This window comes from Colwellia sp. C2M11 (genome assembly GCF_018860915.1).
Taxonomy (GTDB): Bacteria; Pseudomonadota; Gammaproteobacteria; order Enterobacterales; family Alteromonadaceae; genus Colwellia.
Window position 1 is genome coordinate 130,551 of sequence record NZ_JAHKQD010000053.1, and the last position, 22,835, is coordinate 153,385.

The 22,835-nt window shown below is 35.8% G+C and carries 14 protein-coding genes; 7 read left to right on the plus strand and 7 right to left on the minus strand.

Features of this window, described 5'->3' with window-relative positions; genetic code table 11:
• Positions 1-11: 11 nt before the first annotated feature.
• Positions 12-878: a FecR domain-containing protein gene (locus tag KO509_RS16760; RefSeq protein WP_215974405.1), complete on the minus strand. Its 867-nt coding sequence runs from the start codon at positions 876-878 to the stop codon at positions 12-14.
• 95 nt (positions 879-973) lie between these two features.
• Positions 974-1,513: a sigma-70 family RNA polymerase sigma factor gene (locus tag KO509_RS16765; RefSeq protein WP_215974406.1), complete on the minus strand. Its 540-nt coding sequence runs from the start codon at positions 1,511-1,513 to the stop codon at positions 974-976.
• A 250-nt stretch (positions 1,514-1,763) separates the two neighbouring features.
• On the opposite strand from KO509_RS16765, the gene KO509_RS16770 reads away from it, so the two are divergent.
• From KO509_RS16770 to KO509_RS16780, 3 genes are all read left to right on the plus strand, one after another.
• Positions 1,764-4,529 carry a TonB-dependent receptor gene (locus tag KO509_RS16770; RefSeq protein ID WP_215974407.1) on the plus strand — a complete coding sequence of 922 codons (2,766 nt, stop codon included), beginning with the start codon at positions 1,764-1,766 and terminating at the stop codon, positions 4,527-4,529.
• Between the two features lie 96 nt (positions 4,530-4,625).
• Entirely contained in the window at positions 4,626-6,545 is a 1,920-nt protein-coding gene (locus KO509_RS16775; protein WP_215974408.1) for a metallophosphoesterase family protein, read from the plus strand.
• A 206-nt stretch (positions 6,546-6,751) separates the two neighbouring features.
• Entirely contained in the window at positions 6,752-7,705 is a 954-nt protein-coding gene (locus KO509_RS16780) for a DUF808 domain-containing protein (RefSeq protein WP_215974409.1), read from the plus strand.
• 311 nt (positions 7,706-8,016) lie between these two features.
• Here KO509_RS16780 and KO509_RS16785 read toward each other — a convergent pair whose 3' ends face one another.
• Positions 8,017-10,881 (minus strand): FAD-binding and (Fe-S)-binding domain-containing protein, encoded by a 2,865-nt coding sequence (locus KO509_RS16785; RefSeq protein ID WP_215974410.1) that lies wholly within the window; start codon positions 10,879-10,881, stop codon positions 8,017-8,019.
• Between the two features lie 135 nt (positions 10,882-11,016).
• Between KO509_RS16785 and KO509_RS16790 the strand changes: the two genes are divergently transcribed.
• Positions 11,017-13,299 carry a peptidase U32 family protein gene (locus tag KO509_RS16790; RefSeq protein ID WP_215974411.1) on the plus strand — a complete coding sequence of 761 codons (2,283 nt, stop codon included), beginning with the start codon at positions 11,017-11,019 and terminating at the stop codon, positions 13,297-13,299.
• A gap of 266 nt (positions 13,300-13,565) precedes the next feature.
• Here KO509_RS16790 and KO509_RS16795 read toward each other — a convergent pair whose 3' ends face one another.
• From KO509_RS16795 to KO509_RS16810, 4 genes are all read right to left on the minus strand, one after another.
• Positions 13,566-15,725, minus strand: a complete 2,160-nt coding sequence (locus KO509_RS16795) for an EAL domain-containing protein (protein WP_215974412.1) — start codon at positions 15,723-15,725, stop codon at positions 13,566-13,568.
• Between the two features lie 4 nt (positions 15,726-15,729).
• Complete coding sequence (locus KO509_RS16800; RefSeq protein WP_215974413.1) at positions 15,730-16,224, minus strand: Rab family GTPase; 495 nt, start codon at positions 16,222-16,224, stop codon at positions 15,730-15,732.
• 96 nt (positions 16,225-16,320) lie between these two features.
• Positions 16,321-18,102, minus strand: a complete 1,782-nt coding sequence (locus KO509_RS16805) for an OmpA family protein (protein WP_215974414.1) — start codon at positions 18,100-18,102, stop codon at positions 16,321-16,323.
• Positions 18,102-18,638: a hypothetical protein gene (locus KO509_RS16810; protein ID WP_215974415.1), complete on the minus strand. Its 537-nt coding sequence runs from the start codon at positions 18,636-18,638 to the stop codon at positions 18,102-18,104. The genes KO509_RS16805 and KO509_RS16810 overlap by 1 nt, the downstream gene beginning before the upstream one ends.
• 382 nt (positions 18,639-19,020) lie before the next feature.
• On the opposite strand from KO509_RS16810, the gene KO509_RS16815 reads away from it, so the two are divergent.
• From KO509_RS16815 to KO509_RS16825, 3 genes are all read left to right on the plus strand, one after another.
• Positions 19,021-20,559: a PAS domain-containing methyl-accepting chemotaxis protein gene (locus KO509_RS16815; protein WP_215974416.1), complete on the plus strand. Its 1,539-nt coding sequence runs from the start codon at positions 19,021-19,023 to the stop codon at positions 20,557-20,559.
• Between the two features lie 244 nt (positions 20,560-20,803).
• Positions 20,804-21,964, plus strand: a complete 1,161-nt coding sequence (locus tag KO509_RS16820) for a murein transglycosylase domain-containing protein (RefSeq protein ID WP_215974417.1) — start codon at positions 20,804-20,806, stop codon at positions 21,962-21,964.
• A gap of 193 nt (positions 21,965-22,157) precedes the next feature.
• A complete protein-coding gene (locus tag KO509_RS16825; protein ID WP_215974418.1) occupies positions 22,158-22,793 on the plus strand; it encodes a PKD domain-containing protein in 636 nt (211 codons plus the stop codon).
• The last annotated feature ends 42 nt before the right edge of the window (positions 22,794-22,835 follow it).

Here is a 22,835-nt window from a genome sequence, read left to right on the forward strand (position 1 = left end):
GTGCAAATATATTAATCAGTAGAGGACAATATAATGCTGTCATCAAAAGTATTGATTGAAAGCTTATTTAATTGCGCAATAAGGGTTAACGCACCAAGCACATCATTCGTTTTAAAACGTCCACTAACCCGTAAATTGGCATCAACCTTACTCAGTACAACTGGCCTTTGAGCATAACGATTAAGTTGATAAACAGCATTACTAATAGAGACATCGTCAAAATTAAGCCAACCAAGTTGCCAATCAGGTTGTTTGGCTGTAAAAGTAGAAACAATTATATTATTGTTATATACACGTGCTCGTTGTCCTTTAACCAGTTCAATCTGCTGTTTACCGTCAATAGTCTTTACGGAAACTTTCCCATGAAAGACATCAATATTTGTTTCACCTAAGGTATTATTCACATTAAAGGCAGTACCAAGCACACGTATAGTCGCGTTACCGACTTCCAGTGTAAAAGGTCTTTCAATATCTCTTTTTATTGAAAAATAAGCTTCTCCCTTACTTAATAGTGCAGTTCTTGATTGACTATTTTCACTAAATTTTAACGTTGAATGTTGATTTAAAGCGACTTTAGACTCATCAGACAAAATTAAATTTTCAGCATCATTACCACTATAATACTGCGCAGCTACACTAGCTGGAGCAGAAGTCGTAACGTCTGATTTGATAAAATTAAAGCTTATAAAAGAAAAAATAACACTCGCAGCTAAAGCGCCTCCCCATGTCCAAAGCTTAAGTTTGCGAGGTTCTTTTACAAGGAGGTGAACCTCTGCTTCTTCCTCTACTTTTTGTAAGGCTTCAATAAGCGCAGGATCATGCCAAATCTGTTGCGTTAATTGCTCATTGTTAGCGTTTTTTTTGGATGTCGATACCATTAAATGTCTCAATTTTTTAACTTAAACTTATTCTTATAACTAACTATGTTTCATTACTAATATGAATGACGGTTTAATCTCTACTAAGGGGACAATCAATTATTAATTAATGTTGATATAGCGTTTTTCAACATATCCATAGCACGCGATATATGCTTTTTGACCGCTTCTTCAGATACACCTAAATTTTTTGCGATTAATTGCCGACTTTCACCATGTAACCGACGACGAATAAAAACGTCACGACGCAATGGTGACATTTGCATTAACACTTGCTGATATAACCGCATACGCTGTTCATGTTCGAGTAAGTTTTCAAGTGATAAAGCTTCACTTTCTGGATCATGTTCAAGACTTTCTGGAAATTTTTTTTGATCTCTATGATGATCAATAACTAAGTGTTTCGCCATGCGAAAACCATACGCAAGTAAGTTATCTATATGCTCCGTATTTTCTATTTTTAACGCCTTTAACAAAAGCTTTTGAAATAAATCATCAGCATCAGCATGATCATCTACCGACCGACGAAAAAATTCCTGAAGCGAATTTTGGTTCGCTATAAAGCACCTAACTAATGGTCCATGTTGCTGAGTATTTTTACTAATAATCGGTGATGACATTTTAGTGAGGGACATGATTCTCTTTTTTGTATAGTTATTTACAGCGTCAAGTTATTAATCAATGAGCATTAAAATGGCGCTAATATTCGCTTAGAAAATACAGGTTTATTATGATGATTTAATGACAATTTTATGAAACTTCTGTAGTAAAACTGACATAAAAGTTTCATCAAATATATACGTCCCCTTTTCATTTTATGTTGCGTCTTTAGTGGAGAAATAACTTATTAAATCTTAATAAATACTAACAAATAGGAATAACGTAATGTCTAACCGAATGTTTCAACTATCGCCATTAGCACTTGCTTTAAGTACTTTATTTATAAGCCAAGTTCACGCACAAGAAAATGATTCAAATGAACACGCTATGGAAGAAGTTGTTGTTACCGCTAGCTATTCAAAAAGCTTAAAAAAGGCAGTCGATTTAAAACGCGAAAATATCGGTTTTTCTGATTCGATTGTCGCATCTGATATCGCGGACTTCCCAGAACAAAACTTAGCAGAGGCATTACAAAGAATGCCAGGGGTAACAATTGAACGTAATAAAGGTTTAGGGCAAAAAGTAAATGTTCGAAGTTTACCTAGTGATTTCACCTTTGTGTCTATTAATAACCTGGCAACAGCATCTGGTAGTGGTGGGCGTGACGTAGAATTTGATATTTTTGCCTCAGAAATAATTCAAAGTGTTACTGTAAAAAAATCACCTACTGCCGCAGATGAAGAAGGTGGTATTGCTGGTTCGGTTGATATTAATACAGCAAGGCCTTTTGATTACAATGAACGTAAAATTGTGGTTTCACTAGAAGGTGCTTATAACGAAATATCAGAAGAAACTGATCCTAAACTTGCCCTATTAGCTAGCGATACCTTTGGAGATTGGGGGGCATTAGCATCTTTCGCATACTCAGAACGTACCAACCGTTCAGACAGTAATTCAGGTATAGATTTTCGCCCTATTTCTCGTTGGTTAGAAAAAACCGGTTCATCGCAATTTCAAGCTGACCAAACAGCAGAAGTATTAGAGCGTGATGCAGGTATAATAATTAACGACCGATTTGATGATGATGAGACTAGCCGAGTTGTCTTTTTGAATAAAGTAGGTGATCGCGCTTACTTAACAGAGCAAGAAAAATGGGGGGCTACATTATCTTTGCAATATAAACCTAATAGTAACTTTAGTTTAACGTTAGATGGTTTAGTGGGAAATTTTGATGACCATGAAGACGAATACGATGCAGCAGCCTACACAGCATCAAGTATTAGTTCGCTTGAAAAAGTACATGCATATGACAATACAACCCTGTCAGAATATGGAATTACAGTAATAACAGATGCTGATTACGCTGCTACACAACATGAGCTTTTAAGTAAAGAAAATAGCAACAATACTGACTACCAACAATATAGTCTGACAATGGATTCATTACTTGGACAATGGGATATTTATGGTGTAATTGGTTATAGTGGTGCTCAAAAAACATCAGAAAACACCAATTTAAAGCACACAGCTTACCGTGCAACACGCTCTCGTTATACGAGTACAGGCGCAGAGACTCTTTCAAGTGATAACGCCGAAAGTTTTGATATGTACAATACACCCGAAGCTTATTTATTTGATTATAATGAAGTAAATATTGAAGATATTTCAGATGACAAATATGCCGCTCAATTAGACTTTTCACGCCAATTAAACTTAGCTTATTTACCTGCATTATCAAGTATTCAATTCGGTGCTCGCTATACCGATAAATCAAAAGAACGTAACTACGGCTCTAACCGTGTCACAGGTCCAACTGCTGGCGACTCGTCATGGGTAGGTACACGCACATTAGCTGACAGCCAACTAACAAGTATTTCAGAACTAGTCTCAGGTGGCGAATACTTACCTGAAGTTTCATCAAAAGTAGATTGGAGCCAAGTATCAAATAGCTATGCACGTAATGAATTAAGATACGACGGTTTTACCGTTGATTTTGAACCTGATCAATTTTATCAAGTTAAAGAAAAAACCTCTGCCATATATGCTATGGCAGATTTTTCTTTTCATATTGGCAAAATGCCCGCAACCCTAAATGCTGGTGTTCGTTATATTGATACTGAGGTGATTTCGTCTGGTTACCACCAAATACAAGGTAGCGATGGTACAACGAGTTACACATCCGCCCCTATATCAAAAAGCGGTAACTACACTGACTTATTACCAAGCATAAACTTCTCTCTTGATCTGAGTGACAACTTAGTCTTACGTGCTGCTGCATCCGAAACTCTTATTCGCCCAGCCTTAACTGACATTGCTTACAAGCGAACAGTCAGCCTAAGTGAATTTAAATACCGTGATGGTAACCCTGATCTACAGCCAACGTATGCCGACCAATGGGAAATGGGCTTAGAATGGTACTTAGAAAAAGGAGGTTTATTAGCCATTTCTTACTTTGAAAAAGAGATTAAAGGCGTAGTGCGAGAATCATTAACTGGCGTTGTTAATGATGTAACTAAATACAATGATAACGGTAGTATTGATGGTGTGTACGACTTTGATATTTATCAAAAAGTTAATGCCGAAGGTGCCTACGATGTCAGTGGTATTGAATTAATTGCACAAATTCCATTTGGACGTTTTCACAGTACATTAGAAGGGTTTGGTGTTAATGCTAACTACACTTCTTTAGATAATTCATTAACAGGCTCATCAGATTTAGGTATTCCAACCCCAGCAGAAGGTCTAGCTGACGAAACTTACAACGTAACCTTCTATTATGAAAACCTCAATTTCGATGCTCGTATTTCTTACAACTATAAAGATAAATATGTTGAATATATAGAGCGCGATATATATCCAGTTTATCGTGATGCTTATGGTCAAACAGATATTTCTCTTGGCTATAATATTAACGACACAATTAAAATGACATTAGAAGGTATTAATATTACAGACGAAGCCACTAAAGGCTATACACTTGATTCTGCTTTCCCGACAATGTATGAGTTTTCGGGTAGACGAATATCACTAGGTTTGCGTGCTATTTTTTAAATAACGTTTAAAAAACAGGGATCATTATGATCCCTGTTTCTACATAATTAAAAAATAATAAACTTAACTCATTGATACGGTTGACAGGAACTAAGCATGAAAGCCTTACTGCTCATCATTAGCTTAATAAGCATAACAACACACGTACAGGCTAACACTAAAACCCAAGTCGCTTTTATACCAGACATTCATTTTCATGATATTTACGGCGATTTTTCTCAACAAGGGTTTAAGGGGATTCAACTAGCGAAAGATATCCCACCGGTGAGTATTCGAAGTATGAGATCGCAAATTCATTCTACACGTTTATTTAATGAAAATTACTTTGCTTTAATTACCACACTTAACGATATTGCAGCTAAGGGTATAACACTTGTTGCTCTACCGGGTGATTTTACCGACGATGGCCAACTTGTACACCTTTATGGTCTAAAAAAAATTCTTAATAAATATACAAAAGAGTATGGTATGCGTTTTTTTGCCATTCCTGGTAATCATGATCCGGTAAAGCCATTTAAAAGTGCGGGTGGTAAACCTGACTTTTTAAATGAAAAAGGACAAGAACTAGCTATTTATTCAACAGAGCACCTTCGTTGCACCAAGAAAGTGCTCAACAACACAAACATAAACACTGATAATAAAAAAGTAATATGCAGTGACGATATAGCGCATGGAGGCTACAAAGAAGTAGTTGAGATTATGGCACCTTTTGGACTAATGCCCAGCAACAATGAACTTTTATGGGAAACGCCGTTCTCAAAAGGCCCCTCATTAGCTGAACGTAGCTACGTGCAATGCGCCGAAAATGATAAAAGCAACTGTATAAATATCCCTGATACTAGCTACTTAATTGAACCCTTAGCAGGCCTTTGGTTATTAGCTATTGATGCAAACGTATATATCCCTCAAGTAAAAAATGGTGTATTTGATTTTCAAGGCTCGGGGAATGCAGGATATAACAAAGTACTTTCCGAAAAACCTTTTCTACTCACTTGGATCAAAGAAGTAGTACAACGTGCAAAAACACAGAACAAAACATTAATCGCATTTAGTCATTTTCCAATGGGTGAGTTTTATGACGGTCAAACAGAGTCAATACAAGCATTATTTGGTAATACAGCTTTTCAACTAAAACGTGAACCTACAAATGACACTCGAAAATTACTCGCTGAAACAGGCTTAAGACTGCATATTGGCGGACATATGCACATGAACGATACATCAGTAATTAAAAGCAAAGAAAACACACTATTTAATATTCAAGCGCCATCAATTGCAGCATATCGACCTGCTTACAAGTTAGTTAGCATAGAAAACAGTTACGCGACTGTAAGCACGGTAACTATTGATAATGTTAAACACTTTAATCTTCTATTTAGCGCGTATCAAAAAGAACATAAATATCTGTTAAAGCATGATCCTGAACACACCTGGAATAAAGAAATTTTAAGCGCTAATAATTACCAGAATTACACTAAAATGCACTTGCAAGCACTTGCTAAATGGCGGTTTATACCTCGTGAATGGCCAGCAAGTTTTCGTGATGACGTCCTTAAACGCTCATTATTTGATACGTTAATGTTAACTAACAACCTTGATCATTGTGCAACAGAAGATCCGCCTTGCTTGCCAAGCGAATCTACCTCACAACGGCTAAATACAAAACAGCTTCACGCTCTGAAAAATACAACCGTATTCGATTTTATTTCAGACTTTTATTTAGTGCGTAATGCCGGTTCACTAGCCTTTGCCGACATTTCAGAAGAAACTCAACAAATATATACAACAATGGGTACTTTGCTTAAAGAAAATAATTCATGTAGATCAAAAAACCTAGCATACTCAACCTTAAACAACCTTTGCCAAGTTACAGATGCTTTAGCACGTGCTTTTGTCATTTACGAAAAATTCAGTAATGCACTACCCGACAGTTGTTTAGTGATTGATTTGTCATCACAAGCTCCTATACAACATTGCGCCATTAACAATACCGCTATTAAACGTCATTCAATGTAGGATTATTTCTATATATGAGTATTACTATTCTATGCTCTTAATTGGTTGAAAAAGCGAAACTGATATTTTTTAACAAACGCTGTAGATGTAAATGATGAATAAACTTAATAGAGTAAAAATAAAAGGCTCTTAAGCTAAGTTCAGGTTGATTACTAAAAAGAAAAACACCATGATAACTATTCTTAATTATTTTGATGGAATTCTTTATGGCTGGCGCTAGTTTACTTACTTTACTTGATGATATTGCCATGTTGCTCGATGACATTGCAGTGCTGTCTAAAGTAGCAGCTAAAAAAACAGCAGGTGTTCTTGGTGATGACCTTGCCGTCAATGCAGAACAGCTTTCTGGTGGTATACGTGCTGATCGAGAATTACCTGTAGTTTGGGCGGTATTTAAAGGTTCAATGCTCAACAAGGCCATGTTAGTTCCTATAGCCCTGTTACTTAGCTATTTCTTACCCATGCTCATTATGCCGTTACTTATGCTAGGTGGAGCCTATTTATGCTACGAGGGTTTCGAAAAAGTTTGGCATAACATTACAGATAAAGCCGCAGTTGAAGCGCATAAAGCAAAATTAAAATCCGCATTACAAGATCCAAACATAGATTTAAAAAGTTTTGAAAAAGATAAAATAAAAGGCGCTATCAGAACAGATTTTATACTATCTGCTGAAATTATAATTATTGCCCTAGGTACTATTGCTGATAAAGACATCTCAACACAAATATCAGTATTGGTTTTTGTCGCAATTTTAATGACTGTTGGCGTATATGGATTAGTTGCATGTATTGTTAAAATTGATGATGGGGGTTTAGCGCTAATACAAGATAAGTCGGCATCGATATGGGGAAAGTTCAAACGTGCTTTAGGAAGGCTGATGATTGGCTTTGCTCCGAAATTAATGAAATTTTTAGCCATTGCAGGCACAGCAGCCATGTGGCTTGTTGGTGGTTCACTTATCACACACGGTATACATGCCACGCAAACTTATATAACCGCAGTCGCTGACTTTATGGCAACAACTCCATTTATCGGAAATGTACTTTCAATGATTACACCATTGACCATCGATTTAATTGTTGGCTTTTGTTTAGGTGCTTTGTTGGTTTTTATTGAAGTTATGATTAGAAAAATAGTCGTTAAACCTGAGCATGCATAGTTTTACAAATCGTTATGCTGTGTAGTTCAAGAGACTCAGGGTCTCAGCTTTATTCAACCGTACGTTTGGGATTCCGTATTAAGTGACCTACGGAATGACAGCGCTTGGTGATCATTCTGAACTTGATTCAGAATCCCAATCGTTATGCTGTGTAGCTCAAAGGGCTCAGAATCCCTTTCTTATTCAACCACACGCGTGGGATTCCGTATTAAGTGACCTACGGAATAACGGCGCTTTGTCCGTTATGCTGCACGCTTTGTCGCCATTCTGAATATTCTCCGTTATTATAAACTTAATTCAGGCTCTTACGTTTAATGTCTAACAACCTCGCCTACTTTCTTTGTTGTTACTTTATCAACTAAGTAAATAATCGACTGATAATCAATACCCGCGTGTTGAGATAAGCCAATCTCACAGGTTCTGCTATTACTATAACCTGCGGTACAACCTTGAGGTACTTGAGCTTTTAACGGCGCCAGTGCGTTGTCATTTAGCTCAGGCGTGGTAAACCCTTTATCGCCCGCGAAACCACAACATTGAATATGCTCAGGAATTACCACCTGAGTACTACAACGCTCGGCTAATTGTTGCATTTTTCCAGCTAAGCCCATTTTACTGCTAGAACAGGTAATGTGTAACATAATAGGTTCATCAACAGGAGTGAAGTTCAAATGATTAATCAAAACTTCTTCAACAAAACCAAAAGGTTCAAATAGTGAAAGCCCCCTAATTTTATCTTTATTTTCTAATAACATCGATTTACAAGGGCTGGTATCGATTAAAATAGGATACTTACCTTGCTCACTTAATATCGCTAACTTATCGAGCATTGCATTACTTTTTTGCTCTGCTTGTGAAAACATCCCTTTACTATTAAATGGCATACCACAACATTCGCCCGTAAAATCTGGACTAATAACATCAAATCCAGCTTTTTCTATCAACGATAAAGTAACGTCTGTTAGCGAGCGCTGGTCTGTTGCCGTTAATGATTGCCCCATGTTGCGACTTGAGCAGCTTGGGATATAAACCACTTTAGGTCGAGAACCTGCTTCGTTAACATTGCTATTAGCTTTAATTTTCGTAGGATTATAGTGTGCTTTTTGTGGTATATATTTATTCCACAGAGGTAACTTATTTGCTGAAAGCTTTCTAATAGTACCTGTCACTCCTGCCATCACTTTATTACCCAATAAACGTTGGCCAAAGCTTGCGACTGCTAATGTCATTCGAGTTGTTTTTTCAACTGTAGAGAAGTTATTAGCAAAGGCATTAGCCACACCTTGGTGACCTTCATTATTGCGATGACGAAGCTCTCTAATAAGGTCACCCGTATTAATACCGACGGGGCAACGTTCAGCACACAAGCCTGTTGCAGCACAAGTATCGATACCTAAATAATTAAAGTCTTTTTTCAGCTCTGCTAACAATTCAGGGTTTTCATTAGTCGAAGTTAAACGACTAATTTCTCGATAACTGGTAATACGTTGACGCGGCGTGAAACTAAGGCCATTAGATGGACAGACAGGCTCACAAAAACCACACTCTATACATTTATCAACAATAATATCTGCGGCGGGTAAGGCTTTTAAGTTGGTAATATGTGCATGAGCATTATCATTAATAATTACACCAGGATTAAGCAAACTTTGAGGATCAAACAACTGCTTTATTTGCTGCATTAATGCCAACCCTTCGCTGCCCCATTCTAGCTCAACAAAAGGGGCCATATTACGGCCAGTACCATGTTCTGCCTTTAAAGAACCTTGGTAATCGACAGCAACAAGTTGACAAACATCATCCATAAATGACTGATAACGCTTTATTTCTTTTTCTGTTGAGAAGTCTTGAGTGAAAACAAAATGTAAGTTCCCTTCAAGAGCATGACCAAAAATAATTGCTTCATCATATTGATATTTAGTAAATAACAATTGCAAATCAGCAACCCCATCAGCAAGCCTAGCAACAGGAAAAGCAACATCTTCAATAATTACAGTCGTTCCCGTTTCTCGAACAGCGCCAACAGCAGGAAAAGTGCCCTTTCTTATTGCCCACAATTGAGAATATTCACTCGCAACATCAGTAAATTTAATCGCATTGGTTTGTTCAAAATCAGCTAACATTAATTCAAGTTCAGCCACTTGTTGCCTTAATATTTCAGCGTTAGCTGCACAAGTTTCGATTAACAGGGCGCCAACATGTTCATCAAGCGTATTGATAAAGTCAGGCAAACCATCCATATCGCTAACCGAAGCTAACGCACGTCTATCCATCAACTCCACGGCTGAAACATTTGCACTAGCTAATGCAGAGACAGCATGACAAGTAATTTGCATAGTGGGGAAAAAAACTAAGGTTGATGCACGATATTTATGTTCAACAACCGTGTTATAAGTGATAGAAGAAATAAAGCCTAAGGTACCTTCAGAGCCGATCATTAAATGCGCTAAAATATCGATAGGATCCTCAAAATCCACTAACGAATTAATAGCATAACCAGTGGTGTTTTTTAATCTATATTTATGATTGATTAACTGGCGTAAATTTTCATTCTTATTTGTTTCTAACGCCAAGCTTTTAATACCGCTTAACAAGATACTATGCGTTTTTCTAAATTCACTAACACTATCTTTATCGCCAGTATCTAACACGGCACCATCATGTAAAACAACACGAATACTATCTAAGGTGTGATAACTATTTTGTGCCACACCGCAGCACATACCACTAGCATTATTAGCAGCAATACCTGCAACTTTACAGGTGTTAATGGAAGCAGGATCAGGTCCTATTTTTCGGCCATAAGGCAGTAAATATTTATTTGCATCTGCACCAATAACTCCAGGTCCTAATTTTATTTTTAATCCTAAATCGACTATTTGATGATTTCGCCAACTAGTGGTTAATAAAATAAGGATAGAGTCAGATTGAGCTTGCCCAGAAAGACTAGTACCAGCAGCTCTAAAAGTAACCGGTAATTTAGCAATAGCAGCGTGATTTAATACTTTTACCACCTCCGCTTCGGTATCAAGTATTAATACTAATTTAGGGACTAGTCGATAAAAGCTTGCATCAACCCCAAAAGCTAGCCGCTTGGCATAACTACTAATAATTCGTTCTTCAGGCAAGAAGCAAGCTAACATTTTCGCAAAGTGTTGGTACGGTGGAAGTAACATAAAAACTCTCTAATTAACGAGTAAGCCCTAAGCAAAGGCGACTCAACTTATTTAACGCTATTCTTTCGGTAAGTATACGGGTAAAATCCCTCTTTTAAAATTATACCAATCAAAGTTGTAAAGTAGGTTATAAAAATGAGTTCTGAAATTGAATTATTAGCACCCGGTGGCGATGTTGATGCGATTAAAGCGGCAATAATTGCTGGTGCCGATGCGGTTTACTGTGGTCTAGATACATTCAATGCCCGAAATCGAGCGTCTAACCTATCCTTTGATGAATTAGTGGGTGTTATTCGATTAGCACACCAGTATCAATGTAAGATATTTCTCACATTGAATATCGTTATTTTAGAGCGCGAATTTAAATCATTAGCAAAACTGCTAAGTAAATTAGCCAATACCACGCTTGATGGGGTAATAGTGCAAGATATTGGCATGTTCAATTTAATCACCAAGCACTTTCCTACATTAGACATTCACGCATCAACACAACTTACCACGCATAATGTTGGTCAAATTCCATTCTTGAAAAAGTTAGGTGCTTCACGCGTTAACTTATCAAGAGAGTTGAGCTTAAAAGAAATTAAAGTGATAACAGCGGTAGCCGCAGAGCATGAAACCTTAGTAGAAGTTTTTGTGCATGGTTCACTCTGTGTTGCTTTTTCAGGTTTATGTTATTCAACTTCTGCCAGTGTTGGTAATTCAGGTAATCGAGGCCGTTGTAGCCAAGCTTGTCGTGAAGAATATGAAACAACGCCTTCGGGCAATAACTTTCCGCTGAATATTAAAGACAATTCGGCCTTTTTCGACTTACCAGCCCTTATTGAGGCAGGTGTTCATTCATTTAAAATTGAAGGTCGTATCAAAGGCGCAAACTATGTACATACCGTAGTAGATAGCTTTCGAAAACAAATTGATGGCTTCGTAAATACTGGTGAGCTAACCGAAGATGGCGAGCGTCTTTATCAAGTATTTAACCGTGACTTTTCTAATGCTTTCTTACGTGGTGACTTGAACCAGTCAATGTTTATTGATAACCCACGCGATAATTCAACTAAGCATGCAGTAGATAAAAGCAAAGCAATTTCTGTGGTTCAAATACATGAAGTTGAACAAGAGCTTCATCAACAAAACAAAGAAATTAAAGCCACTGTTTTTGATAAGATCAAACATTTAACCATTGAAAAACTATCACTGACATTAACCTTTTCAGGTGCACTGGATCAGCCTTTAACGATCACAGCAAATGTGATTGAAAAAGACGATAATATTGAATTTAAAGTGCAATCAACCAGCTTACTTACACAAAGTGATAAAGCGAGTATTGATTCAAGCGTTATCGATAAGCGTTTTAAAAGCTTTAACAACAGCAGCTATAATTTAACAGCAATCAATATTGATAATTTAGCACAAGGGTTAAGTATTCCGTTTAAAGAATTAACCGAATTGAAAAAGCAACTCGCGTTAACCTTAAATAACAACAAAGCAGTATTACCCGAAGTGACACTGCCACCACTTAAAAATTATCCTAAACCGACAAACGCTCAAGCAGAATATGTTAAGCCTAAGTTATCTTTACTGATTTGTGATGAAGAAGATATTAATTTAACTAACGTAACAAATGCTAACGTTTACTTTAAATTACCCGATGCTTATAAACGTGGTTGCACTAAATACGTTGATTTTTTCAAACAAAATCCAAAATTAATCCCATGGTTTCCATCGGTATTAATAGGTAAAGATTACGACGTTGCTTTAAATATTTTACAGCAAGTCAAACCTGAATTGATTGTAACAAATAACACAGGTATCGCTTATGAAGCACACCGGTTAGGCATTAAATGGATTGCAGGTCCATTTTTAAATACAACAAACTCTTATGCTTTATTAGCAATGAAAGAAACCTTTGATTGTAGCGGTGCGTTTATCTCAAACGAAATTAACAAGCAACAAATGAGAAGTATTGCCCGTCCTGAAAATTTTGAATTGTTCTACAGTATTTATCATCCTATTTTATTGATGACTAGCCGACAATGCTTCTTCCAACAAAGTGTCGGTTGTGAAAAACCAAGAATAGATAACGGTTGCATGCTCTCGTGTGATAAATCAACGAGCATAACCAACTTGAAAGGTGATAATTTTGCTATTGATAAACAAAAAGCAGGTTACCCAAGTATTTATAATCAGGATCAGTTTTTAAACATGGAGATCATTAACGATCTCTCTGATTTATATGATGGTTTTATGATTGACCTTACCAACATTGGCGCCGGCGATAAAGAGTCACCAGATAAAGTTGTATTGATCCGACAGTTTGAGCAACTACTAGCTAAAGCTGCGGATGAAAAAGAGGTTGAACATAATATTAATGCACTAGTACCACAGTCAACGAGTGTTCAATATTACAATGGCCTTTAGTTGAGTACAATTAGCTTATAATAGGAGGTTCCGTATTAAGTGACCTACGGAATGATGGAATCGACGACTACCGAATTAGCTTCTCGTCATTCTGAACTTGAGTCAGAATCTCATTCGTTATATTCCGTAGTTCAAGGGATTCAGGATCTCACGCACTATTCAACCACACGTGTGGGATTCCGTATTAAAATACCTACGGAATGACGGAGCTAGTGACCTAAGAAGTAGCATTTGAGAAGATCAATGTCATGAACGTATGTGGGTCATTAGCTTGAATGAGACTCAAAATCTTTCTTTTTTTGATTTTGAAGTAACATAATAAAAGAGCTAAACTCAATTGGCTTACTAAAAAAGTAACCTTGCACTGAGTTACATGAGTTTTGTTCAAGGAAGTCTAACTGTTCTTGAGTTTCAACACCTTCAGCAATAACCCCTAAATTTAAATTATGTGCCATAGCAATAACAGCTCTAACAATCGCTTTATCGTTATCATCACTAACAATATCTCTAACAAATGATCGATCAATTTTCAAAAAATCTAAAGGTAGTTTTTTTAAATACGCCAGCGAACTATAGCCAGTTCCAAAATCATCAATAGAGACACTTACACCAATAGCTCTTACTTTATTCAGTAATTTTTCAGTAATAGCATAATCATCAATCATCACGCCTTCCGTGATTTCTAACTCTAATAAACATGGGTCTATTTTATTATTCTTAATACAAGCATGCAGATGAGGAAAAAGGTTTTCATCAAACACTTGAGCAGGTGACAGGTTCAGTGATATTTTAACTTTATGTCCCATTTTGTTAATTTTATCCACCATTTGACAAGCTGTATCAATTACCCACTTACCAATAGTAATAATTAAGCCGCTTTTTTCAGCAATAGCAATAAAAGAGTCAGGAAACAGCATTCCTTTCGTAGGATGATTCCAGCGAATTAACGCCTCTGCTTTTACAATTTTATTAAGTTCTAAATCTATAATAGGTTGCAAAAACAATTCAAATTCATCATTTTTGATAGCTTCTCTTAGCTCATGCTCAACTTCAATAATAAGGCGCGATGCATCTTTCATAGACTGAGAATAAAACTGTAATGAATTAGCTTTTGATCTTTTACCGTTATAAGCACTTAAATCAACAAACTTCATTAATTCTTCAACACTATGTGCATCATGGGGGAAGTTAGCAGCACCTATACTTAAATTAACATTAAAGCTCTCTAATTCACTTGTTTGAAATGGCTCTCTGGTACAGTCAAGAATTCTTTCAACTACACCTTCACAACAAGCTTGATTATCGATATCAGTTAATATAATAGCAAATTCATCACCGCCTACCCTTGCGATGAAATCAGATGTTTTAATACTACTTTTAATACGACCACTGACTTCAATAAGTAACTTATCTCCTTCATCATGACCATAGAATTCGTTATGACGCCTAAAATCATTAACATCAACATACAATAAATAAAAAGGAATATTAGATATTATTTGTTTTTCCAATCTTTGCCAAAACGAAATTCGGTTAGGTAGTTGAGTTAACAAATCCTGTAAATCACTTTTTTCATTTCGTTGTACTAAATATTTAATATTACTTATGTCATTAGCAAAAATAATCCAGTTCTTTATTTCATTTAAATCATCTAAAACGGGATATAAAGCAACTTTTAACCATTTCAATGTCGATGGTGGCGACATCCAACATAGCTCGCCATCCCAACTAGATTTAGTAGCGATAATACGTTCATATTCTGGTAATTGATTTTTTAAAAGTTGTACAATAATATCTACAGGATTTGAAGACTCATGAGTTGAAGAGCCACCTTGTTCAAATAAATGTAACGCAGCTGTATTAGCAATAATAGTCGTTAAATCACTTTTTGTAATAAGTACTGCAAAGCCGGCATTCTCAATTGCTTTCGTTAGCGCGGTAATAATATTTTCTTGTTCGTAAGGTTTATTAAAAATAGCGAGAATTCTTGTATGCAAATACTCATTTTGTTCTATTAAATGATCATTATAGAGAGAGAGTTCTCGAGCAGACTGCATTGTACTTTGGCGAAGTGTAAAGTCTTCAGTTTGATTGCTGATAATCAGTAAACTTTGATCGTCTTGTTTAATTGCAATCGCTTCTAAATGTAATTCTTTGTTGTTTGCAACAACTTCAGTCCAAAAGCCAGAGCGAACCCGATTATCTTCACTGCCATTCCATATTAGTTGCGCATCAATAAGAAAATCTTGTAAAAAAGGTGTGTTATCGTCAATACTAAAAACTTTTTGACTAGCAGAAAGAGGAAGTAATTCAGTTGCCCATAAGCAAGAGCCCCCAACAAGTTTAAAAAGATTAAGACTACCCTCAACAGGTTCTATAATCACTTGTTGCATTGCATTGAGTACATTATTTAGTATCGAAGTCATGCGATTAACTCTCTTGCAGCAATTTAGCCAACTCAATAAACATGTTATCTACATTTGCACCGGTTTTAGCACTTGTATAGAAATGTAAATCAAACAAATCGTTATAATCTTCTAGCCCTTTATCTTCCCAATGCCAACTTGGTTGTAAATCACTTTTATTGATAGCCAGAATAGCAGGACATTTAGCAACTTTACGGGCGAGACTGTGAATCTCTAAACCTTCAATTAAAGAGGTTGTGCGTGTTTGATCAGCCACAATAATATAGGCTGAGGCGCCACGTAAATAACGTTCTTGAAAAGCATTATAGCGATCATTACCTTCAATATCCCAAAGCATAAATTGCAGAGAATTATTTTCTAGCGTGACAACCTTTTTATCAATTTTAACACCGATAGTGGTTAGGTATTTTTCATTAAAAATGCCTTCCACAAATTGCTTAACTAAACTTGTTTTTCCTACGCTAGACGCACCGAGTAAACAAATTTTCTTTTGAATCAAAAGCCGTCTCCAATTTCTGTATAGTGCTGTTAAAATGCCAGTTGATATACGGCATATCCCTTTTAACGTTTATTCTACATTTACATTTGTACTTGATTACATTTCATTGTTTGTTTTTTCATCATTACTTACATATAGCACGTTAAAGATAACTTTTCTTGCATTATTTTTTACTTTCATAATATCTATTTGCCCTAAACCTGTAACATACATTTGCGCTTTACTTAGCCCTAAAAGGTTTAAAGCATCACCCGTATTTTCTCCGCGTTGCCTACTTAATAACGTATTCTTAGCAATACTACCTGAATTATCACTACAGCCAATAATGACTAGACCAACGTTTAAATCAAGTTGATCGGCTAATTGATTTAGTTGATGAAAGTATTGATAAAGTTGCTGCAGAGTTAATTGCATACTAGGTGTTACATCAGCACTAGCAACAGGAAACTCAAGTTGAATCGTTGATATTCTACCAACTAAATCTTTAAATATTTGCGCTTTAATCGCCTTACTTGTAATAGCTTCATTAGCAAAAGGAGGCTTAATATCCTCTATTATTAAGTTTCTTTCTAACGTAAAACCAGCAGCCGTCAGTGCACTTAGTAGTTTTGCAGACTTTAATACCGCTAATGTCCCCGACAAGTGTAAAATTTTGCTATGCCACATCATGGTAATTTCAGGGTATTCGAGCAAAATTCTCTGTGCTCTAGTATTTAGAATTTCAAGGTCTAAAGAATGATAAAGTCGCTCAGTTAGTGATAATTGCTCAATAGTTAAATCATTTTTTTGTAACCAATCAGAAACAGAGATAGCATCAGGATCACGTAAAATATCAAGCACAACCTTATTATGATCTTGTACTTCAATATGATTAATAACAACACCTGACTCATGATCTAAAGTCATCAACTTATCGTTTAATACTTGATTTTCCCACCACTTTACTGTCTGAAAGCCAAGAATAATGATAAAAAATAAAACAGCTAACCAAGCAAACCAAGGTGTTTTGTTATTTTTAGGTTCAGTTGTTTTTTGCTCTGCTAATAAACAATCTCTCAGTAAATTTTCGGCAGTAACAAAGGCTTCATTATCGCCGTTAAACTGCATAAGCTCACTAGCATATAAACTGTGAATACTTTCTAATATTATTTGTAGTTTATCACTAACTTTTTGCGGTGGTTTACCTGTTACCGCAGCTACAACCAAGGCATTAGGCCCAGGCTTTATTAATAAGGTGAAATTATCGGTTGTCACCGTTTCTAGCTGTTCTTTTAATCCATCTTCATTATCTAAGAAAGAATCACCAACAAAGTCATTAATTGCCGTTAACATAGAAGAAATTAAATCAGCATCACTTTTCGCTGTGTTATTAAAATTAACCGAGTTAAGTAATAAACCTGTTTCTCGGTGGATCAAAAAAACATGTTCAACTCGATAGACAAATGTTTGTGAAGCAACATATTGGGAGAATTTAACCCCCGCTTGCCAAGCTTTAATACGCCAAGTTAACCCCTTAAATGTGAGACTACTATCAATTAACTGATTTGTTTTTTCCATAAAATCAGTTAGAAAAGCTGTCACGGATTTTCTAACTAAACTGCCCATTAAGGGATAAAGAGAATTAACTAATCTGTCACTATTATGTGCAACCGAATCTTCGACTGCATTTTCTACAATAGGCAATAAAACTTTATTAACTGAGCCATCTTTTTTTTGTCTATCATGTAGTGCTTCAGAAAGTACTTCACCCACAATAGTACGTGCTTCTTTTTGAATAGCGTCGGTTACCACATGACTGTTTTTACCCAGTATTAGCGATCTTAATTGTTCAAGTTGCTGCTGAGATTCAACTTGTTTGGCTTCGGTCGACTTCGACATTACAGCTGGTCATCTTCCAAGTTTGTTGCCATTGTCGCTAGCAACTTAGCCAGTGTTTTCCGGTCTGTTTTAGATGAGCTTAATTCATTTGATACCGCATCAAGGTGATTTTTAAGTTGCTCTAGTTGCTCATTAAAACCATTAGACAGTAAGGCACTTTCGCTGTTCAGCGCCTGTTCAATATCTTTAAAGTCTTGCTGTGTGGCTACGGTAAACATTTCAAATTCTGATACAAGATTGGTATGTTCTTTTTGCATACTCTCTTCATTGTCATCATGGCGTTTATCTACAAAATTTACTTGTTTTTCTATATTGTCTAACTGCTGACTAATATCTCTTTGTATTTTTTCTAAACGAATTGTAAACTTTCTCTCCTGTTCGTTGATGGCATGTTCCATATCGCTTCGTAATGTCGTTAGTTGTGTAATTAACTGCTGTTGGGCATCACCAAAGACAATTTGTCTAAGTTGATCAAGTTCTCCAAGGGGGGTAATAGGCTCTTGTGCTGCTTTATCGTTTTTGTTTTTATTTGACATACGAATATTCCATTTAAGCAAAAATAGTGCGTTATATTTTTTGTATTCCAGTAAATTTAAATATACTTATCGAGATAGAGCTTTTTAAACTGATTTAAATTAATACTATAGCACCACAATGATTATTATCTATACAGTATCCTAACTTTATTTTTTAAACTTACTTAATAAAGCTAACATTAAAATTAGCGCAACTATTGAAAAGTTTACTGCTATAGTTATGAGCGTCTTAATAGCTCTTTTAATAGCTCTACTTACCCATAATCAGTGTTTAAAATATAACAAATATATATAATTCAATTAGCTACATTAAAAAATATTGACTATAATGGCGTAGCAAAATAAATAAAACGAAGTTTCAAAGTTAACTAAAGGATAATAAATGGCTAATACAACCAACAAAGAACTCAATTTTTCAAATGATGAACAATTAGTTTCTATCACCGACTTACAAGGAGATATTGTTTATGCAAATGAAGAGTTCTGTCGGGTAGCTGGCTATACTTTAGAAGAACTTAAAGGACAACATCACAATATTGTTCGCCACCCGAACATGCCAAAAGAAGCGTTTGCTGATATGTGGAAGAAGTTAAAAAATGGTGAATCTTGGCGTGGTATGATTAAAAATCGTTGTAAAAATGGCGATTATTATTGGGTAGATGCCTACGTAACCCCTTTATCAGAAGGAGGTAGAATTACCGGTTATCAATCAGTCAGGGTAAAACCCACGACTCAACAAAAAAATGATGCTCAAAATTTTTATGATAAATTAAATGCTCAAAAAACTGTGACAGATTTTCACGCAAACACAAAATTAAAACGTCTTATTATCGGACTTATTCTCGCCACTTCCCTTTTATTTTCTTTATTATATTTAGACTCATATATCACCGCAGTTATTATTTTGTTTAATATCATGGCCACAGCACTTATTTTTTCTGAAGAATTATTTACCTTTCCAAACTATGTAGAAGAAATTAAAAAACGATCTGATAGTCCATCTCGCTTTATTTTTACCGGTAAGGGCTTAACCAATATAACGAAATATCAAACTACCTTATTGCAAGCGCGTATACGTACAGTTCTAGGTCGTAGTTATGACGCAGGAAAAATATTATCAGGTCAAGCGAATGCTTTAAAGGTAGCCTCAAACGAAATGCTGACAGGAACTGCCAATATTAATCAACAATTAGAGCAATTCTCTACTGCTATTGGTGAAATGAGTGGCACGATTAATAATGTTAGTGAAAATACGGTATCGACCCATGATAAAGTAACACAAGTTCAACAAGAATGTGACGATGCGACCAATTTAGTAACAAACAATCAGAAAAGAATGAAGAGCCTCGCTAATGATGTTCATTCTGCTGCAAACAGTGCTGAGAGTTTAGTGCTCGATGTTGATAAAATTTCAGGAATCATGAGTGAGATTCAAGGTATTGCTGATCAAACTAATTTACTAGCTCTTAATGCTGCAATTGAAGCAGCAAGAGCTGGAGAGCAAGGACGAGGCTTTGCTGTGGTTGCCGATGAAGTTAGAACATTAGCGAGTAGAACTCAAGATGCAACCGGAGATATACAACGTTCAGTGTTAGAATTACAAAAAACTTTACAAGAGTGGAGTAAAGTAATGCTAGTGAGTAAGGATAGTGCTGAAGCATGCTCTGCTAATACATTAATTATTAAACAAGCTATCGAAAATATCATGAACAGTATTGGTGATGTCAGTGATATGACCGCACAAATATCAACCGCTACAGAAGAACAAAGCGTGGTGTCTGAGCAGATGAATAAGCAAATTACAGATATAGATATTATTTCAAAAGAAAATGAAATGCTATGTAATAAAGTAAGTTTAAGTGGAGAAAATGTTAACAAAAGTGCCAAAGAAATCGAAGAATTGAGTACTACATTCCACTAACCCTCTGATTCATCATTAGGCTTAAAAAGCAATTATCAGTATTATTACTCCGTAAATAGTTTATTCCGTAACAAGTGATTTATGGAGTAACCTATGGAGTAACTGAATTATAAAATATAACTCGACTATGGATTATTACTTTTGCCGATCACAAATCTAACAAAACACACTAAAATGAAAAAGCACCGTGATATAACCAACGACAGTGCTACCAATACCCCCAGTGATATAAAGGGTAACCTTAATGTTTAATAACGTATTAATGATTATTCTTATTATCTGCTTAACTAGCTGTAAAACCACACCAAACTTTGATTCTATTCGAAGCGCCGAAACATTAATTAAGCAAATAGAATCCGATAACCCAGATATTATAGCCATTGCGCAGCAAGCGGTTCACACTAATAAACTGATTCAAAAAGATGTCGATGATATTAAAGCATTGCTCAATGAATTAAGCCAAAAAATTGCTGAGGTGTGGGGCGAAAAGAAACCGCAAGTACCTAATAATAAAAAACTGGTTAAATATACAAATAACTACAGAGCTCGTGCCATTGTTGACTTTGAAAAAGGCACTGTGTTGATCGAAACTTTAGCAGATAACTCTCAAACTAAAACACTTACTAATTTACAAAATGCCATTACTACTACTCTATTATCAACAGCAGATCCAAGTAAAACCGATATATTTTCCAGTGATGCTCCAACACTATCAGGCCAACCTTATTTATATCAGCAAGTACTTGATCATGATAATAAAGCGATTCAATACCAATGGCGTGCTAATCGATTCTCCAAGTATTTGACTGAATTCAAGTTACAAAAATACAGTAACAACGGAAAACAAATTTACGCAGTTAGAATTGATATGGTTGAAAAACATCAACATCTACGTGAACAAAAATACAGTACCTTTGTACTCGCTGCAGCTAAGCGTTATCAAATATCACCACAATTAATCTACGGCATAATTGAAACTGAAAGTAGTTTTAACCCGTTTGCAGTGAGTTCAGCTAATGCTTACGGCCTGATGCAAGTTGTGCCCAAAACCGCAGGTGCTGATGTATTTCAGCGTATTAAAAATAAAAGTGGTATGCCAACCAAGCAGCAACTATTCGATCCTGCTTATAACATTGATATTGGTACTGCCTATTTATATATTCTCAATAATAACTATTTAAATGCCGTAACTAATGCTACAAGTCGTCATTATTCAATTATTTCTGCCTACAATGGCGGTGCAGGAAATGTATTAAAAACCTTTCATAGTAACCGAACAACAGCGATGAAAGTTCTCAATACTAAAACATCTAAAGACGTTTATTATTTACTTACCCAAAAGCATCCAAAATCAGAATCTCGCCGTTACTTAGAAAAAGTAACTAAGGCTGAAAAAAGTTACTGATAGATAATAAGTAGAACGCCTCACGATAATAGTCAGTTCTGGGCTGTTGAATAAACCGAGATTCTGAATCAAGTTCAGAATGACGGAGGATATTCATAATAACAAAAAAATGCACATTATTTGCACATTGACCTATTATTATCTACAGCATATGAATCAATCGTAAATATTCCCCCTTTGGAGAATGTGTCAAATGAAACCATCGCTATTACACATAAAAAAAACGTTAAGCTGTAACAATAATGCAAATACCTTACTAAGTTTATTGCTAGCCTCTTCGCTTGCGGCTTGCGGTAGTGGTGCTAGCGATCCAGCTGACGTAGATGATGTCGATAATACTGTAGGCACTAACACAGTACCTTTTGCTAATGCTGGTGAAGACCAAATCTTACTTATTGGTAGTACCGCCACATTATCAGGCGAAGCAAGTAGTGATACTGATGGCGATACACTTAGCTACTCATGGAGTTTATCTACGTTACCTGACGGCAGTATTGCTACATTATCTAGCGATACAGACTCGACAACATCATTTTCAGCAGATGTAGCAGGTATTTACGTTGTAACGCTAATGGTCAATGATGATGAAGCAAATAGCGAAATTGACAGTGTTAATATTACAGTGTCTGAAGTCATTGATAGTTCAACTACAAGTATTTTATGTGATTATAGTTACCATGCCTATAATGATTCCGATTCAGTGCAATTAGATAGTATTGTCACCTGGAGTTGTACAGATGAGGATCGTGAAATAGCAGCAAACGGCGTTCCAGATCATGCAGTAGGTACATTCCCTAATAACAACACCCCAAAGAACAGCCTCCTCTAGAAATATCTGTTCTTGACAATATCCAGCTAAATAAAATTAAAT

What these genes read in the sequence shown, in the direction of transcription:
- KO509_RS16780 (WP_215974409.1), top strand. Translation starts at nt 6,752, where the DNA reads ATGGCTGGCGCTAGTTTACTTACTTTACTTGATGATATTGCCATGTTG.
- KO509_RS16765 (WP_215974406.1), bottom strand. Translation starts at nt 1,513, where the DNA reads ATGTCCCTCACTAAAATGTCATCACCGATTATTAGTAAAAATACTCAG.
- KO509_RS16775 (WP_215974408.1), top strand. Translation starts at nt 4,626, where the DNA reads ATGAAAGCCTTACTGCTCATCATTAGCTTAATAAGCATAACAACACAC.
- KO509_RS16790 (WP_215974411.1), top strand. Translation starts at nt 11,017, where the DNA reads ATGAGTTCTGAAATTGAATTATTAGCACCCGGTGGCGATGTTGATGCG.
- KO509_RS16760 (WP_215974405.1), bottom strand. Translation starts at nt 878, where the DNA reads ATGGTATCGACATCCAAAAAAAACGCTAACAATGAGCAATTAACGCAA.
- KO509_RS16815 (WP_215974416.1), top strand. Translation starts at nt 19,021, where the DNA reads ATGGCTAATACAACCAACAAAGAACTCAATTTTTCAAATGATGAACAA.
- KO509_RS16785 (WP_215974410.1), bottom strand. Translation starts at nt 10,881, where the DNA reads ATGTTACTTCCACCGTACCAACACTTTGCGAAAATGTTAGCTTGCTTC.
- KO509_RS16805 (WP_215974414.1), bottom strand. Translation starts at nt 18,102, where the DNA reads ATGTCGAAGTCGACCGAAGCCAAACAAGTTGAATCTCAGCAGCAACTT.
- KO509_RS16820 (WP_215974417.1), top strand. Translation starts at nt 20,804, where the DNA reads ATGTTTAATAACGTATTAATGATTATTCTTATTATCTGCTTAACTAGC.
- KO509_RS16795 (WP_215974412.1), bottom strand. Translation starts at nt 15,725, where the DNA reads ATGACTTCGATACTAAATAATGTACTCAATGCAATGCAACAAGTGATT.
- KO509_RS16825 (WP_215974418.1), top strand. Translation starts at nt 22,158, where the DNA reads ATGAAACCATCGCTATTACACATAAAAAAAACGTTAAGCTGTAACAAT.
- KO509_RS16770 (WP_215974407.1), top strand. Translation starts at nt 1,764, where the DNA reads ATGTCTAACCGAATGTTTCAACTATCGCCATTAGCACTTGCTTTAAGT.
- KO509_RS16810 (WP_215974415.1), bottom strand. Translation starts at nt 18,638, where the DNA reads ATGTCAAATAAAAACAAAAACGATAAAGCAGCACAAGAGCCTATTACC.